12 protein-coding genes are annotated in these 13,276 nt (G+C 72.5%); 6 read left to right on the top strand and 6 right to left on the bottom strand.

The genetic code is table 11. The annotated features are described in order from the left end of the window. Positions 1-69: 69 nt before the first annotated feature. Positions 70-645, bottom strand: a complete 576-nt coding sequence (locus tag WMF28_RS23755; protein WP_437595569.1) for an FKBP-type peptidyl-prolyl cis-trans isomerase — start codon at positions 643-645, stop codon at positions 70-72. Between the two features lie 123 nt (positions 646-768). Here WMF28_RS23755 and WMF28_RS23750 point away from each other — a divergent pair, with 123 nt between their 5' ends. After that, positions 769-2,607: a hypothetical protein gene (locus tag WMF28_RS23750; protein WP_437595568.1), complete on the top strand. Its 1,839-nt coding sequence runs from the start codon at positions 769-771 to the stop codon at positions 2,605-2,607. Positions 2,608-2,942: 335 nt separating this feature from the next. Continuing rightward, positions 2,943-4,214: a hypothetical protein gene (locus tag WMF28_RS23745; RefSeq protein ID WP_437595566.1), complete on the top strand. Its 1,272-nt coding sequence runs from the start codon at positions 2,943-2,945 to the stop codon at positions 4,212-4,214. Between the two features lie 111 nt (positions 4,215-4,325). On the opposite strand, the gene WMF28_RS23740 is transcribed toward WMF28_RS23745, so the two are convergent. Then, the gene (locus WMF28_RS23740; protein ID WP_437595564.1) at positions 4,326-5,009 is read right to left on the bottom strand and encodes a glutathione S-transferase family protein; all 684 of its coding nucleotides are present in this window, start codon (positions 5,007-5,009) and stop codon (positions 4,326-4,328) included. 305 nt (positions 5,010-5,314) lie between these two features. Here WMF28_RS23740 and WMF28_RS23735 point away from each other — a divergent pair, with 305 nt between their 5' ends. From WMF28_RS23735 to WMF28_RS23720, 4 genes are all read left to right on the top strand, one after another. After that, positions 5,315-5,746 carry a hypothetical protein gene (locus tag WMF28_RS23735; RefSeq protein WP_437595563.1) on the top strand — a complete coding sequence of 144 codons (432 nt, stop codon included), beginning with the start codon at positions 5,315-5,317 and terminating at the stop codon, positions 5,744-5,746. Positions 5,747-5,844: 98 nt separating this feature from the next. Next, positions 5,845-6,477, top strand: a complete 633-nt coding sequence (locus WMF28_RS23730; protein ID WP_437595562.1) for a TetR/AcrR family transcriptional regulator — start codon at positions 5,845-5,847, stop codon at positions 6,475-6,477. After that, complete coding sequence (locus tag WMF28_RS23725; RefSeq protein WP_437595561.1) at positions 6,474-7,385, top strand: alpha/beta fold hydrolase; 912 nt, start codon at positions 6,474-6,476, stop codon at positions 7,383-7,385. Before WMF28_RS23730 ends, WMF28_RS23725 begins: the two co-directional genes overlap by 4 nt. 207 nt (positions 7,386-7,592) lie before the next feature. Then, a complete protein-coding gene (locus tag WMF28_RS23720) occupies positions 7,593-8,801 on the top strand; it encodes a PAS domain-containing protein (RefSeq protein WP_437595559.1) in 1,209 nt (402 codons plus the stop codon). Between the two features lie 62 nt (positions 8,802-8,863). Here the strand turns inward: WMF28_RS23720 and WMF28_RS23715 are convergent, their stop codons facing one another. From WMF28_RS23715 to WMF28_RS23700, 4 genes are all read right to left on the bottom strand, one after another. Continuing rightward, positions 8,864-9,100 carry a hypothetical protein gene (locus tag WMF28_RS23715; RefSeq protein ID WP_437595558.1) on the bottom strand — a complete coding sequence of 79 codons (237 nt, stop codon included), beginning with the start codon at positions 9,098-9,100 and terminating at the stop codon, positions 8,864-8,866. A 533-nt stretch (positions 9,101-9,633) separates the two neighbouring features. Continuing rightward, the gene (locus WMF28_RS23710; RefSeq protein ID WP_437595557.1) at positions 9,634-11,697 is read right to left on the bottom strand and encodes an OPT family oligopeptide transporter; all 2,064 of its coding nucleotides are present in this window, start codon (positions 11,695-11,697) and stop codon (positions 9,634-9,636) included. A 126-nt stretch (positions 11,698-11,823) separates the two neighbouring features. Further along, on the bottom strand, positions 11,824-12,426 hold the full coding sequence (locus tag WMF28_RS23705) for a hypothetical protein (protein WP_437595556.1): 603 nt from the start codon (positions 12,424-12,426) through the stop codon (positions 11,824-11,826). Between the two features lie 267 nt (positions 12,427-12,693). After that, the gene (locus tag WMF28_RS23700) at positions 12,694-13,116 is read right to left on the bottom strand and encodes a hypothetical protein (RefSeq protein WP_437595555.1); all 423 of its coding nucleotides are present in this window, start codon (positions 13,114-13,116) and stop codon (positions 12,694-12,696) included. Positions 13,117-13,276: the final 160 nt, after the last annotated feature.

The following is a 13,276-nucleotide window of genomic DNA, read 5'->3' as shown; positions in this document are numbered from 1 at the left end:
GCGCGTTCCGGGCTACACCTCTCTCGCGGCGCCCGCGGCGCACCTCGTCTGCTTGGGCGCCTCCTTACTTCACTTCTCGGCCGGCGCGGCGGCGGGCTTATCGCCCTTGGCCGCCTTGCCGGCCGCGGGCGCGGTTTTTCCGGCCTTGTCGGCCGCGGGGGCGGCTGCGTCGTTCGCCGCGTCGCCGATGCCGAGCAGCTCGATGTCGAAGACGAGCGTCGCCTTGCCCGGGATGTTCGGCGGGCTGCCCGACTCACCGTAGGCGAGGCGCGAGGGGATCGTGAGCTTGCGCTTGCCGCCCACCTTCATCCCGACCACGCCCAGGTCCCAGCCCTTGATGACCTCCGTATTGCCGAGGGCGAACACGAACGGCTCCCGGCCGACGGAGGAGTCGAACTCGGCGTTGGTCTTCAGCAGGCGCCCTGTGTAGTGGACGCGGACCCTGTCGCCGTCCTTCGCCTCCGGGCCGGTGCCCACGACGGTGTCTTCCTTGATGAGGTCGGCGGGCTCCGGCTCGGCGGGCTTCACCTGCGGCACGGCGCTGCCCGGCGGCAGATCCGGTTCGGGGACCTTGTCCTCGCAGCCCGCGACCGGACCGAGGAGGACAGCGCAGGAGAGGCCGAGGACGATTTGGAAAGGCTTCATGCCGCCACCTCTTACGCACCCCGCGCGGCCCGATCAACGGTCTCCCGCCGCGCCCGGGTCCCGGGGGGGCGGGCCGGGTTTCCGTTGCGGCGCTCCGGCCCGCGCGGTTAGGGTGCGGCCACCTTGGCTCGTGCGTTCTCCGTCGCTGCCCTGGCGATCGCCGAGGGAGGCGCCAACGCCGTCGGCGCCATGCGCTTCACCTGCGCCGAGACGGAGCTCGAGGTCGAGCTGGTCCGTGTCGCCGGCTACGCCGAGGGGTTCGCTCTGGGCGCCGTGGCGGCGCCGGTCCGCTTCGGGGTCCCCTACACCGCGATCCGTGGCCTCTTCCGTCGCGGCAAGGCGCTCTGCGTGGCGCTCGATCCGTCCGCGTGCTCGCCGCACAACTGCTTCGTCCTCGCGCGCTTCGAGGGCGATCTCCCCGGCGTGCCCGGCGTGATCTCGCCGGCGGCGATGGAGGCGATGGAAAATGCCTACCGCGCGCGCCTCCGCGCCCGCGCGGCGAGCTGGATCGCGCCGGCGCCGGTCGGCGTGCTCGCGGCCGCCCTGTCCCCCGACTATCTCGCGAGCGGCCCGCTCGGCACCGCGTCGCTCGCGCTCCTCGTCGCGCTCGCGACCTGGCTCGCGCTGCGCTTCGCCGCGCGGCTCGTGACCTGGGGAGGGCTGCCCTCGGATCGCCTGCGCGACGCGCTCGTGGCGGAGCTGTCGCGCCGCATGGGCTTCGCGTCGGACCGCCTCGCGGCCTCGACCCCCGACGCGCCGGCCGCGCCCGTGTTCGCGCCCCGACCGACGCCGCTCGGCGCGCAGCCCGGGCGTGAGCGCGGCGGTGAGGAGGGGTTCGACGCCCTCCCGCTCCGGGCCCGCGTGCTCGTGCCCGCGGCGCTCGCCGTGGTCGGCATCGTGGCCACGATGGCGTTCGTGCAGCGGTTCGCGGCGCCCCGCGACCTGCCTCCGGCCGAGCGACGGGCGGCGCGCGGCGTCGGCCCGGCGGCCCGCGGAGCCGCTGCAGCGCTCCTCTCGAGCGAGGCCCGGGAGCGCGCCGAGCCGTCGTTCCCGCACTGCCTCTGCGACCGCGCCGACTCGCCGCTCTGGCGGCAGGGGGTGCCCATCCTCAGCGTGCTCGGCTCGACCGGGCCCGACGATGGCGCCGGGGTGATCGCGCCGATCCTGCGGCGAAACCGGGTGGAGGACGACGAGGCCCCCGCGGAGCCTGGCGGGACGGCGGCGGAGCCGGGCGATGCCGGCGCCGAGCCGGGCGATGCCGGCCGCGATGGGGGCGGGCGCCCGCCGCGGCCGGCGCGTGGCCGCTACGATTTCGAGCTCGCGGTCGTCAACAACAGCGGCGCTCCCGTGAGCGACTTCCGCGTGCTGCTCACGTTCGCGCGGCGCAATCGCCGCGGCGAGCGCGCCGGGATCACCGAGCGCGGTCTGTTCTGGGAGGGCGCGCTCGGGCCGGGGCGCGCGGTGAAGTGGCACGTCGAGGCGCCCGGGACGGAGGTCAAGATCGAGCCGGGGGTGACGGGCCTGCTCAACGGCGAGACCGGGGTGGCGTCGCCCGACGCGTTCTTCGCGCTGACGCGCGCGCGCTACCGCGTGGTGCGCATCCACGCGGCGATGATGCTCGCCTGGCTCCGCGACCCGCGCGCCCGCGACGCGCTCCTGTCGCTCCTGCCCGCCGCGTCCGGGGAGGAGGAGAAGCTCGGGCGGATCCGGCGTGCGACGGCCGACGTCGTCGCATGCTCGGTCGCCGTGGAGGAGGGCCGGCTACGGGCGTGCCTCTTCAACGGCGGCGTGGCTCCGCTGCGTGGCGTCACGCTGCGCGAGGTCGCGGCGGGCGAAGGAGGGGCGCCGCGCGCCTGGCCCATCGCGGCGACCTTGCCGGTCCACGAGGGGGTGGAGGTGACGCTGCCCCTCGAGGGGAGCGCGGCGCCCGAGGAGCTCGAGGTCGTGCTGCAGGGCCGCTGAGACGATGATGAGGGGTCTCCGGCTTCGCCGCCACCGGCATCGAGGCCGGGTTCGCGGCCTGGTCGAGCCCCGCGTGCACGTCGTGGACGAGCCCGAGAGCGACGCCGGCTGCTCCTGCTCGGGCGGCGGCCGGCCGCCGGAGGCTCCTGGAGCGCTGCCGCTCGCCGCGCTCGGCGCGCTCCTGTCGCGCCGGCGCCGGGGAGCCGGCTCCGCGCGAGCCGCGGCCGGCTCCGCGCGCGCGGTAGCAGGGGCCGGGGCAGGAGAGCGGGCGCCCGGCGTTGGCGCGCGGACGGGCCCGCTTTACAACCCAGCGCAGCCGGGGCAAACGTGCCGTCATGCCCGAGCCGAGCACCGCAGTATTCGAGGCGGAGGTCGCGCGTGCCCTCCGCTCTCTCGAGGTCGACAGCTCCGTCCCTGCGCTCGATCCGTTCGGCGATCCGGCCGGCGCGGCGCGCGCTCTCGCCGCGGAGGGAGACGGCCCACCGCTGCTCCTCCGCGCAGCGCCGGAGCTCGGCGCGCCGCAGCGCGACAAGGACGCGCGCTTCGGCCCGGCGCCGCGCGACCCCGTCTGGCTCCGGATCGAGCGCGGCGCGAGCGCCCTCCGGCTCGCGCCGCTGCGGCTCGCGGGCGCGGGCGGGGCAGGGGAGGGCGCGGCCGAGTCGCGCGACGCCGTGCGCGTCGAGGTGACCGCGGAGCAGCGCCCGTGCTGCGCCGCCCCCACGTGCGCGCGCGAGCGGACCCACGTTGCCGCCTGGCTCGCGCTCGCCCCGCCCACGCCCACGCGCCCCGCGGCAGCCCAGCGCCTGCTCGTCGCCGAGGCGCAGGACCTCGATCCCGGCCGGGCGGAGGCGCTCGTCGAGGCGGTGGCGGCGCCGCTCGCGGCCGCGCTGCGCGTCCCGCTGGCGACGGCGCGCGGCGCCGAGCCGCCCGGCGCCATCGCCCCGCGGCCCCTCCCCGAGGCTGCGCCGGCCCCCGCGCTGACGGCCGCCGCGCTGGCGCGGTTCGCGATCCGGAGCGAGGGCGAGCTCCTCGTCGTGCGGGACCACGCGAGCCAGGGACCGCGCGCGGCCGCGAGCCGCAACGCGCTCATCGGCGCCGTGCTGCTCGTCGCCGCGCTCGTGCTGTGGATCCAGACCATGCGGAGCGCCGCCGCGGGCGACAGCGGCATCGCGATCGGCGTCGGCAGCGCCGCCGCGCTGCTCTCGCTCGCGGGCTACGCCTTCCTCGGCGTCGCCCGGTTCTCGTCCCGGTATGCGGCGCGCTCGGCCCCGGTGGTGTCCTTCGGGCCGGGCCGCTTCGTCGTCGCCCCCTGGGTGAGCCGCACCGGCGCCATCGACCTGCGCCCCGAGGGCAGGCTCGGGGCCGCCATCTCCGCCGGGGAGGTCCACGGCGTCGGCGTGCAGCCCCGCGGCGACCGCTTCGCGGTCGAGATCGAGAGCGACCACGGCCCCATCGACGCCCTCCTCACCGACCGCGAGGACGTCGCGCGCTACTGGTGCGACGCCATGGATCGCGCCGTCGCCTCGGTCCGCCACCCCGGCGGCCCTTCCGCCAAGCAGCGCCTCCGCGCGCGCTCCCAGGCGCAGCCGTCCGCCGCGGCCAGCTGAGCCGGCGCTCACCCTGAGCGCGCCGAAGAGCCGTTCCGCCCTGCGTCCGCAAGACGAAGCCAGGGCCCGACATGCCCCCGCGATTTTCTCGAGCAGGCGCGGGAGGCTGGTTCAGACCGCCCGGAGGTCCGCCGTCCATTCCCCGACGGCGCGGCATTCGGCGTCGTGGCTCTCGTCGCGCCAGGTCTCGGCGAGCCCATCGGCGTACCACCGGCGCATCGACGGGCGATCGAGCATCCGCGCCGCGTAAGCCGCCGCCGCCTCGCCGAGGGGCAGGCCGTACGTCTGCACGCGGAAGACGACCGGCGCGAAGAAGGCGTCGACCGCCGTGAACGTGTCGCCGGCGAGATACGGCCCGCCGAACCGCGCGAGCCCCTCGGTCCACAATGCGGAGATCCGCCCGACGTCACGCAAGAGCGCGGGCGGCGTCTCGCGCAACCGCACGCGAATACCGATGCTCATGCTGCACAACGAGCGGAGCACGCCGAACCCCGCGTGCATTTCTGCGGCCGCGCAGCGCGCGAAGGCGCGGGCGTCTTCGTCACGCGGCCAGACGCCGGGGTGCCTTTCGGCCAGGTATTCGACCATGGCGAGGGAATCCCATACCACGCGCCCTCCGTCGACGAGCATCGGGACTTTCCCGGCCGGCGCGAGCGCGCGGAAGGGCGCCCACACGGCCTCATCGCCGAACGGGAGCATCCTCTCCTCGAAAGGAATGCCGGCCTCCTGCATGAGGATCCACGGTCGAAGCGACCAGGACGAATAGTTCTTGTTGGCGATATAGAGGGTATACACGGGCACACTCTACCCCGATGGCGCCCGCGCGCAAAGGCTCGCGCCAGCGCGCAAAGGCTCGCGCCCGCGCGGATATTCCGGACTCCGGTGCGCGGCTCGGTGCGCCGCGGATCTTGGCCCATGGCGAGGCGCCCGCATCCCCTGGGGCGACCTCCGAGCATCGGTCATGGAGGAAGACGAACGGCGCCGCCCTGACGGCAAACCTCATGCACCGCATGCGGCGACGGTGGCGCAGCGCGAAGGCGCCCCACCCGGCGACGGCGGATCGCGTCGCGCAGCCATTCTGGCTACGCGAGCGCGGCGCCGTGAGATGGGTCGACGACGAGCCATTGGATCGCAAGGCCTTTCGAGACACCGGCCAGAAGCAATGGTGGTCGAGCTGGTTGCCAGGTATCTTCGACGAAGAGCTCCCGGTCTACGAGCGGCAGACAGCGCCCCCCAAGCCCAAGCCCAGAGGGGAGCCCACCATGTCGACGCAGGCGCCCCCGCTCACCTCCGAGCAATGGGTCGATCATGTCAAGACGACCCTGCGCGACTGGGTGAACGAGCGAGGCGGACTCGCCAGGACCGTGAACGCCCCCCAGGATTACGAGTTCATCGCGCGCGATCGCGACGCGAGCGAGCTCTGGGGTCACTGCGCCACGTGCTACTCCGCGGACGCGCCGCCCCCGCCGCCGCCCGAGCCGGTGGTGCCGATGAACGCGCGCCGGCGACTGGCGCTCATCCCGGGATCGTAGCCGCCTGCGCGGCTTCGCGGGCGCCCTTCACCCCGCTGAGCGCCGGGCTCGTCCATACCGCTTGCGCGCCACCCGCCTCCATGTAATGAACACGTTCAGTGAACGCGTTCATTAAAAAGCCTGGCCGACGCGACGCCCAGAGGGATGCGACGCGCGCCCGGATCCTCGAGACCGCGCGCGACCACTTCGAGCGTCACGGCTTCGAGCCGGCGAACGTCCGCGCCATCGCCGCGGACGCGGGCGTCGCCGCGGGCACGGTCCTCCTCCACTTCGCCGACAAGCGCGACCTGCTCCACGCCGCGCTGTTCGACGACCTCGCCGCCACCGCGGCCGAGGCCGTCCGCGACGACGAGCCCGGCACCCTCGAGCAGCGGCTCCACCGGCTCGGGGCCGCGTTCTTCGCGTATTACGCCCGCAGGCCGACGCTGTCGAAGACGCTGCTCCGCGAGGCGCTCTTCGCCGACCCGCCGTGGCAGGCGCGCTTCACCGAGCAGGTCGCCGCCGTGCACGGCCGCGTCGTCGCGCTCTTCAACGCCGCTCGCGCGCGGGGGGAGGTCGCCGACGACGCCGACGCCGCGCTCTTCGGCGTCGCGTTCTTCTCCTTCTACTACTTCGCGCTGATCGCGTGGGTCCAGGGCGCGCACCCGTCGCCCGTCGCCCTGCTCGATCGGCTCGTCGCTCAGCACCTCTGCGGCCTCCGTCCCGCAGCCAACGTCAGGAGGGCTCGATGACGTCATCCATCATCTTTCGCAGTCCAGAGGCGCGCGCGCGCATCGCCGCGTGGTTCGAGCGGTTCCGCGAAAAGGTCCCGGTCCCGGCCCGAGCGCGCGAGGTCTCGACCCGCTTCGGCGCGACGCACGTCCTCGTCGCCGGCCCCGAGCACGCCCCGCCGCTCGTCTGCTTGCACGGCGCGCTCGCGAGCTCCGCGCATCTCCTGCCCGAGCTCGGCCCGCTCCTCACGCGCTATCGCGTCTACGCGCCCGACGTCATCGGCCAGTCCGTCAAGAGCGCCGACGTCCGCCTGCCGCTCGACGGCCCCGCCTACGCCGAGTGGCTCACCGACGTCCTCGACGCGCTCGGGCTCGCGCGCGCCCACCTCCTCGGCGTGAGCTGGGGAGGCTTCGTGGCCCTGCGCATGGCCCAGAGCGCACCCGCCCGCATCGATCGGCTCGTCCTGATCGTCCCGGGCGGCCTCGTGTCCGGCCCGGTGTGGCAGGGCCTCACGCGCGTGGCCATCCCGATGGCCCTCTACCGCGCGTTCCCTTCCGAGGAGCGCCTCGCGCGCCTCCTCTCCGGGCTGTTCTCCACGCACGACGACCTGTGGGGCCCCTACTTCGGCGACGCGGTGCGGAGCTACCGGCTCGACATGCGGGTGCCGCCGCTCGCCACGCCGGAGGCCCTCGCCGGCTTCGCGCGGCCCGCGCTCGTGTTCGGCGCCGACGACGACGTGAGCTTCCCCGGCGCCAAGCTGCTCGCGCGCGCGAGGGTGCTCCTGCCGCGCGCCGAGACCGAGCTGCTCGAGGGGTGCCGCCACTCGCCCCCCACCGACGACGCCTTCCGCGCGCGTCTCGGCGAGCGCATCGCGCGCTTCCTCGGGCCCGAAGCCGCGTCGCCCCGGCTCGCCCCCCAGGCCGGGTGAGTCACCCCTTCCGCGCGCCGGCTCGCGAGACGTAAATCCGCGATCGCGACGATCCGACGGCTGCTGACGTAGCAGGCGCTGCTCGGGAGGTTACAGCAGCAGTGGAACCCGCCAGGGCAGCGTGGCCGGAGCACGCCGGTACTGCTTGCAGGACGGTAACGACCGCTCTCGACGAGCGGCACGCGTTCAGGGTAAAATTTCTTTTGCATGACCGTTTCCACTGCGTCACAGGAAGAAGTTGAGGCCGGACAGCTTGCGCGCAGGCGTGCGCTCCTTTTTGAGCGGGCGCCGCTTGCGATCGTCCAGTACGGCACGGATCTCACGATCGAGGACTGGAACGGTGCGGCCGAGCGCCTGTTCGGTCCTGCGCGGCAGGAGGCGCTCGGCCGGCGCGTGGACGACCTCTTGCCGGCGTCCGGCGACCCCGATGCGTGGCGGCGGCTCCTCGCGGAGGACGGCGCGGCGCCGCGGGTGTGGAGCCACGTCAGCAAGGACGGCGGCGTTGCGTACTTCGAGTGGCGCCACGAGCGCCTCCTCGACGAGCGCGGGGAGGTCACCGGCGTCGGGGTGTTCGGGCAGGACGTGACGGAGCGGAGCGAGCAGCTCCGCCGCCATCAGCAGAAGGAGGTGATCCTGCGGACCGTCACGCAGACGCTGCCGATCGTCGTCTGGGCGATCGACGCGGAAGGGATGTTCACGTTCCACGAGGGCAAGGGGGTCGACGGCGCGGGGCTGCAGGAGGGGGAGCACCTTGGCCACAACGTGTTCGAGCTCTACGCCGGCACCGACGGCGTCGACGTGCTTCGACGGGCGCTCGCGGGCGAGGCGTCCCATTCGCTCTCCTCGACGCACGGGGTGTTCTGGGAGAACTGGGAGATCCCCGTCCGCGACGAGCGAGGAGAGGTGTACTCGGTCGTCGGCGTCACCCTCGATATCAGCCAGGCGAAGAGCACGGAGCAGGACCTCCGGACCAAGCTGGAGCTCATCGAGCGGCAACAGCAGGTCATCCGCGACCTGTCGACTCCCATCATCCAGGTGTGGGAAGGCGTGCTGACCTTGCCGATGATCGGGGTCCTCGACAGCCAGAGGACCGCGGAGGTCATGGATACCCTCCTCGAGGCGATCGTGCGCACGGGCGCGCGCTACGCGATCCTCGATCTCACCGGCGTCGACATGGTGGACACGAAGACGGCGAGCTACCTCCTCGATCTGGTCGGCGCGATCCGGCTCCTCGGCGCCGAGGGCATCGTCACGGGCATCCGGTCGAACGTCGCCCAGACCATCGTGAGCCTCGGCCTGGATCTGGACAAGATCACGACCCTCGGCAACCTCCGCGCCGCGCTCCAGCACTGCATTCGCCAGATGAACAAGGAGCGAGCGGCCGGCGCGACCCAGATCGCGCCCGAGCGCCGTTAACGACGCTCCCCATCCCGGACCCTCACCCGGCTCACGGCGCCAGCACGGCCGCCCGCGGCGGCTCACGCCACGCGATCGATCGCCCCCTGAACGCCCTCCTGCTTGGAGCAGTGCGCACAGCAGTAGAACGCCCCGCCGGCCTCGATGCCGTGCCCCACGATCTTGCAGGCGCAGTGGGCGCACACGGGCGCGAGCTTGTGTATCGCGCACTCGAAACAGTCGAACGTGTAGGTCGTGCCGCCCACCATGACCTGGAAGGCCTTGTCGTAGCTGTTGCCGCAGCAATCACACGTGTTCATGGACACCTCTCGATGGTTAGGGGATGACGTTACGCGGCGCTGAAAGCGGAGCCGGCCCTCGCGATCACTCCGGGCTCCCTGGGCGGCTGCCCCGGCGCCGGCGGGTCTTCGATCTCCGGAGAGCGCTCTCCGGGCGCGGGAGGCGGGGGCGGGGGATCCCGACGCGCCGGCTCGCCCGGATCCGGGTCGCGCCGCGGCGGCTCGCTCGGCGCAGGATCCTGCACCGGCGGACCCGGTTCGGGATCACGGACCGGCGCGGGGCTGGGCGTTCCTCGGGACGGGGGCGCATTCACCGGCATGAAAGGTCCTCTCCTCGCGCGTCCTACGTTGAGCTCGGTTTGACGCGACGCAAACAAGGCTGCATGAACCGCGCCACGAGCGCCTCCGAGCGGAGCGCCTCGACGGGGCGACGCGCTGCGCCCACCGTGGCTCGCCGTGGGCCTCCAGGGCGCGCATTCCTGTCACACCACTGAGGCGCGGCTGCAGGCGGCCGCGAGCGGGCCGGATGGGCCCGCTCGGCGACCGAGGGCGCTTCACTTCGGGAGGAAATCGAGGAGCTGTCCGAGCGCCTTGGCGAGGCTCGCGGCTTCCAGCACGTCGGGCAGCACCAGCACGCCGAGCACGCTCAGGCCGATGCCCATCAGCGAGCCCCCGGCGATCACGCCCGCGCAGATGGCCTCGCTGTTCTCGGCGGCGAGCGCGTACCAGGGCCGCTTGACCGGCGCGGGGGGCGCCTCGGTGAGCCCGCCGGGCCCCGTCGCGCTCAGCCGCGCTTCGCGCTCGTTGCGCTCGCGCGTCCTGTGCCATGTCGCGGCGCGCCGCTCGATGAGCCAGAAGAGGAACGAGCCGAGGAACATCGACCAGATATCGGTGAAGTTCAGGATGAACGCGAGCCCGAGGGCGACCGCCGAGAGGGGGAATCGATTCTTCGTGATCTGCTTCGCGACCTCGACGACGATGCCGACGATCGCCCCGACCACCACCGCGGACTTGGCGGTCGGGTGGAGGAAGTCGATCCCTTTCATCAGCACCTCGGCGACGGCCTTCCACGTGAGCGCGCTCGGGACCGGCAGCCTCTCCGTCCCGTAGCGCCCGATGTCTCCCTGGATGAGCACGAGATACCAGACAGGCACCGAGAGCACGAGCCCCGCGATCGCCCCGAGCACGTGCCCCATCGCCTGGTGGCGCGGCTTGCCGCCGAGCATGTAGCCCGGCTTGATATCCATCAAGAGGTTCGCCGTGTTGCTCGAGACCTCCGCCGTGATCCCGGCCGTCATCAGGTTCGTCGTGATGTTCTTCGGCGCGAGGACGCCGTAGGTGAGCTGCGTCAGCTTGCCGAGCGCCCCGACCGGGGTGATCGCCGTCATGCCCGTCGAGTTGACGGCGATGAGCGAGAAGATGAACACGAGCGGGATCGCGAGCACCCCGAGCCACCAGGAGATGCCGAACCAGAGCTGCCCGAGCACGACGACGACAAGGCCGACGATCGGGATGCCGATGAGCGACAGCTTCACCGGCAGCTCGATGTCCGCGAGCACGTCCCTCGCTCCGCCCTTCTTGGAGAGGCCCCGGAACGCGTCGAGGATCACCTTGGGCTTGGAGAAGAAGGCGTAAAGCGAGGACGTCGTCATGCACGCGACGCCGCCCCAGAGCGCCCAGAGCGTGATCTGCCCGAACCCGTAATGCCCGTTCCTCGGCAGGATGATCCCGTGCTGGATCAGGAGGGGGGCGAGGATCCAGTAGTTGAGCACCCCTCCGAGGAGGAGCGACGCGCCGGTCCGGATGCCCATCAGGCCGCCTGTGGCGACGAAGATGATGCTTGTATCGAAGCGGATCGTGAGCTCGTTCAGGGGGATGCCCCGGATGGCCGGCGAGACGCCCCATCGCTCGAGCAGGTCGGCGAACCAGCCGTGATAGAAGAGCTCGTCGTAGTGATGGGGGATGCTCTTCAGCGCGAAGAGCGCGCGCATCACCTTGTCGTCGCGGAGGAGCTCGAGGGCGGCGCTCGCGAGGCCGCCGCCGAGGAGGAGCTTCGCCTTGAAGAGCCCCTCCTTCGCGTCGCTCTCGTGCAGCGCGTCCATGACGACGCCGGCGGCCATGCCCTCGGGGAAGGGGAGCTGCTCGTCGTTGATGAAGCGCTTCTTCATCGGGAACGCGAAGAGCACGCCGAGGATGGCGAGGATGAACATCCAGATCATCGCCCGGCCCATGGGGATGATCGTGGTCGTGACCATCGAATAGGCCGCGAGGCTCGTGAAGAGCGGCGCGTTCATGTATCCGGCCGACGTCGCGATGGACTGCATCGCGTTGTTCTCGAGCACGGTCATGTCGCTGCCGAGGCCCAGCCTGGAGAGCACCTTGAAGAGCCCGAAGGCCAGGATCACGCTCGTGATCCCGACCCCGAGAGACCAGCCCGTGCGCGCGCCGATGTACAGGTTCGTGAGCGAGAGGAACGCGCCAAGGAGCATGCCCGTGACCGCCGAACGCCACGTGAGCTGGGGCATGTCGCCGCGGTAGACGTTCTTCAGCCACCATGTGTCCTTCTCTTCGAGGGACATGGTGTGGATCTGCTCGGGCGTGAGCTGTTTGATGGCCATCCGGCGACCTCCGCGCACCTTGTACCATGGTGAGCGACGCCTCGTGCAGCTCTTCGCCGAGCGCCCTCGCGCCCCCCGGACTCCGTGGCAGCGACGGAATTGCTGGTCTCGTGTCGCGGCGCCCGCTCAGTCGCTATCGCGAGCGCTGCCGGCGAAGGCGTCGTCCCGGTTGGCGAAGAGCACGTTGAACGTGGTGAGCGTGCCGTAACAGCCGGTGATGTACGCCTGGAGCTGGACCTTCTCTGCGTCGGTCAGCCCCTCGTGCGCGTTGATCTTCTGCTCCAGCACGCGGAGCTTGTCGCGCAGCATGACGATCTTGTGGAAGAACACGTCGAGCGGGATGCGCTTCTCGGCCGTGCCCTCCTTCCCCGGCCGGAGGACGATCTCCCCGCCTTCCCAGCGGCCACCCATCTCGGCGCGGCCGACGCCGAGCTCCTCGGACAGCACCTCGCGCAGCACACGACGGAACTCGTCGATATCCATGTCGATGTCGATCTCCCTTGGCAGCGGCGAACGGAGGGGCTGCGGCGCGGCTCCGGGACGGCGCTCCGGCAACGGCGCCCGCTCGGCCGGCCGCGACCTGCCGCCCGAGCCGCGGGGCTGGCCTGCGGCCCGCGGAGGAGGCGGCGGCGGCGGCGCGCCCTTGGCCCGGTAGCGGGCGCACGTCGCGGTCGCCTTGATCGGCGGCGGGTACACCTCGAGGGCGCACTCGCCGACGCGACCGCGCACTGGATCCTCATGCACCCGGGTGTATGCCGCGCAGCTTCCGCACCGGCCCGCGTAGTCGTTCACCGCGGCGGCACTGTATCAGCTTTGCGCGGGTCCGGGGGGCGCATTGTCGGCGCAGGGTCGAGCCCGCCAGGGACGCCGCGCGCCGGCCCGGATCCCGCGCGCCGTCCGGGCAGGCTCACGCCCGCGCCGCCGCGCCCTCGCCAGCCGCCGGTCCGGCGCGCGCCGCAGCCGCGTCGCGGGCGCTCCAGGCCATGCCAGGCGGGCTCAGCGATACTCACGGGCGAGCTGCCCGCGCCGCCTGGCCAGCCACGCCCGCGCCTCCGCCTCTTCGTTGACGAAGTGGGCGGCGACGTCGACCCCCGTGGCGATCGCATAGCCCCGGAGCACCAGCTCGGTCATGACCCTCCCCGCGAAGGTCACCCGGTAATAGACCACCCCGCGGATGGGCGGCACCCTGCCCGATTCCTTGACGACCGCTTTCCGGGACTCGGCCGGAACGCGGCCCAGCTGGACCACGTCGCCGGTGACCAGCATGTATCTCTGCCCGGCCAGATGGGACGCGATGAAATCGAAGAGCCGCACCACCTCGTCCGGCGAGATGTCGCCCCGCAGCATCAGATCCACGGTGTCCTCGTGTTCACCGATGCGGACCGTATGCTCCCCTATCCTCAGCACGCGCGCGATCATGTGGGCTCCCCCTGATGTGTTGTGCTGGCGTCCCCGGCGAGCTGCGCCGCCGCCGTCCCGCCCGCAGGCGAGCACGAGGTCGGCCCACGGTTAAAAATATGTACGCGCCGCGCCGAGGGCCCGTCAACGTGGGGGTTCGCCTGTCGCAGGGAGGGCGAGA

This window comes from Sorangium sp. So ce590 (genome assembly GCF_051521365.1).
Lineage (GTDB): Bacteria > Myxococcota_A > Polyangia > Polyangiales > Polyangiaceae > Sorangium.
This window is presented reverse-complemented; position numbering and strand designations above follow the sequence as displayed.

What these genes read in the sequence shown, in the direction of transcription:
- WMF28_RS23755 (WP_437595569.1), bottom strand. Translation starts at nt 645, where the DNA reads ATGAAGCCTTTCCAAATCGTCCTCGGCCTCTCCTGCGCTGTCCTCCTC.
- WMF28_RS23745 (WP_437595566.1), top strand. Translation starts at nt 2,943, where the DNA reads ATGCCCGAGCCGAGCACCGCAGTATTCGAGGCGGAGGTCGCGCGTGCC.
- WMF28_RS23725 (WP_437595561.1), top strand. Translation starts at nt 6,474, where the DNA reads ATGACGTCATCCATCATCTTTCGCAGTCCAGAGGCGCGCGCGCGCATC.
- WMF28_RS23720 (WP_437595559.1), top strand. Translation starts at nt 7,593, where the DNA reads ATGACCGTTTCCACTGCGTCACAGGAAGAAGTTGAGGCCGGACAGCTT.
- WMF28_RS23715 (WP_437595558.1), bottom strand. Translation starts at nt 9,100, where the DNA reads ATGAACACGTGTGATTGCTGCGGCAACAGCTACGACAAGGCCTTCCAG.
- WMF28_RS23710 (WP_437595557.1), bottom strand. Translation starts at nt 11,697, where the DNA reads ATGGCCATCAAACAGCTCACGCCCGAGCAGATCCACACCATGTCCCTC.
- WMF28_RS23700 (WP_437595555.1), bottom strand. Translation starts at nt 13,116, where the DNA reads ATGATCGCGCGCGTGCTGAGGATAGGGGAGCATACGGTCCGCATCGGT.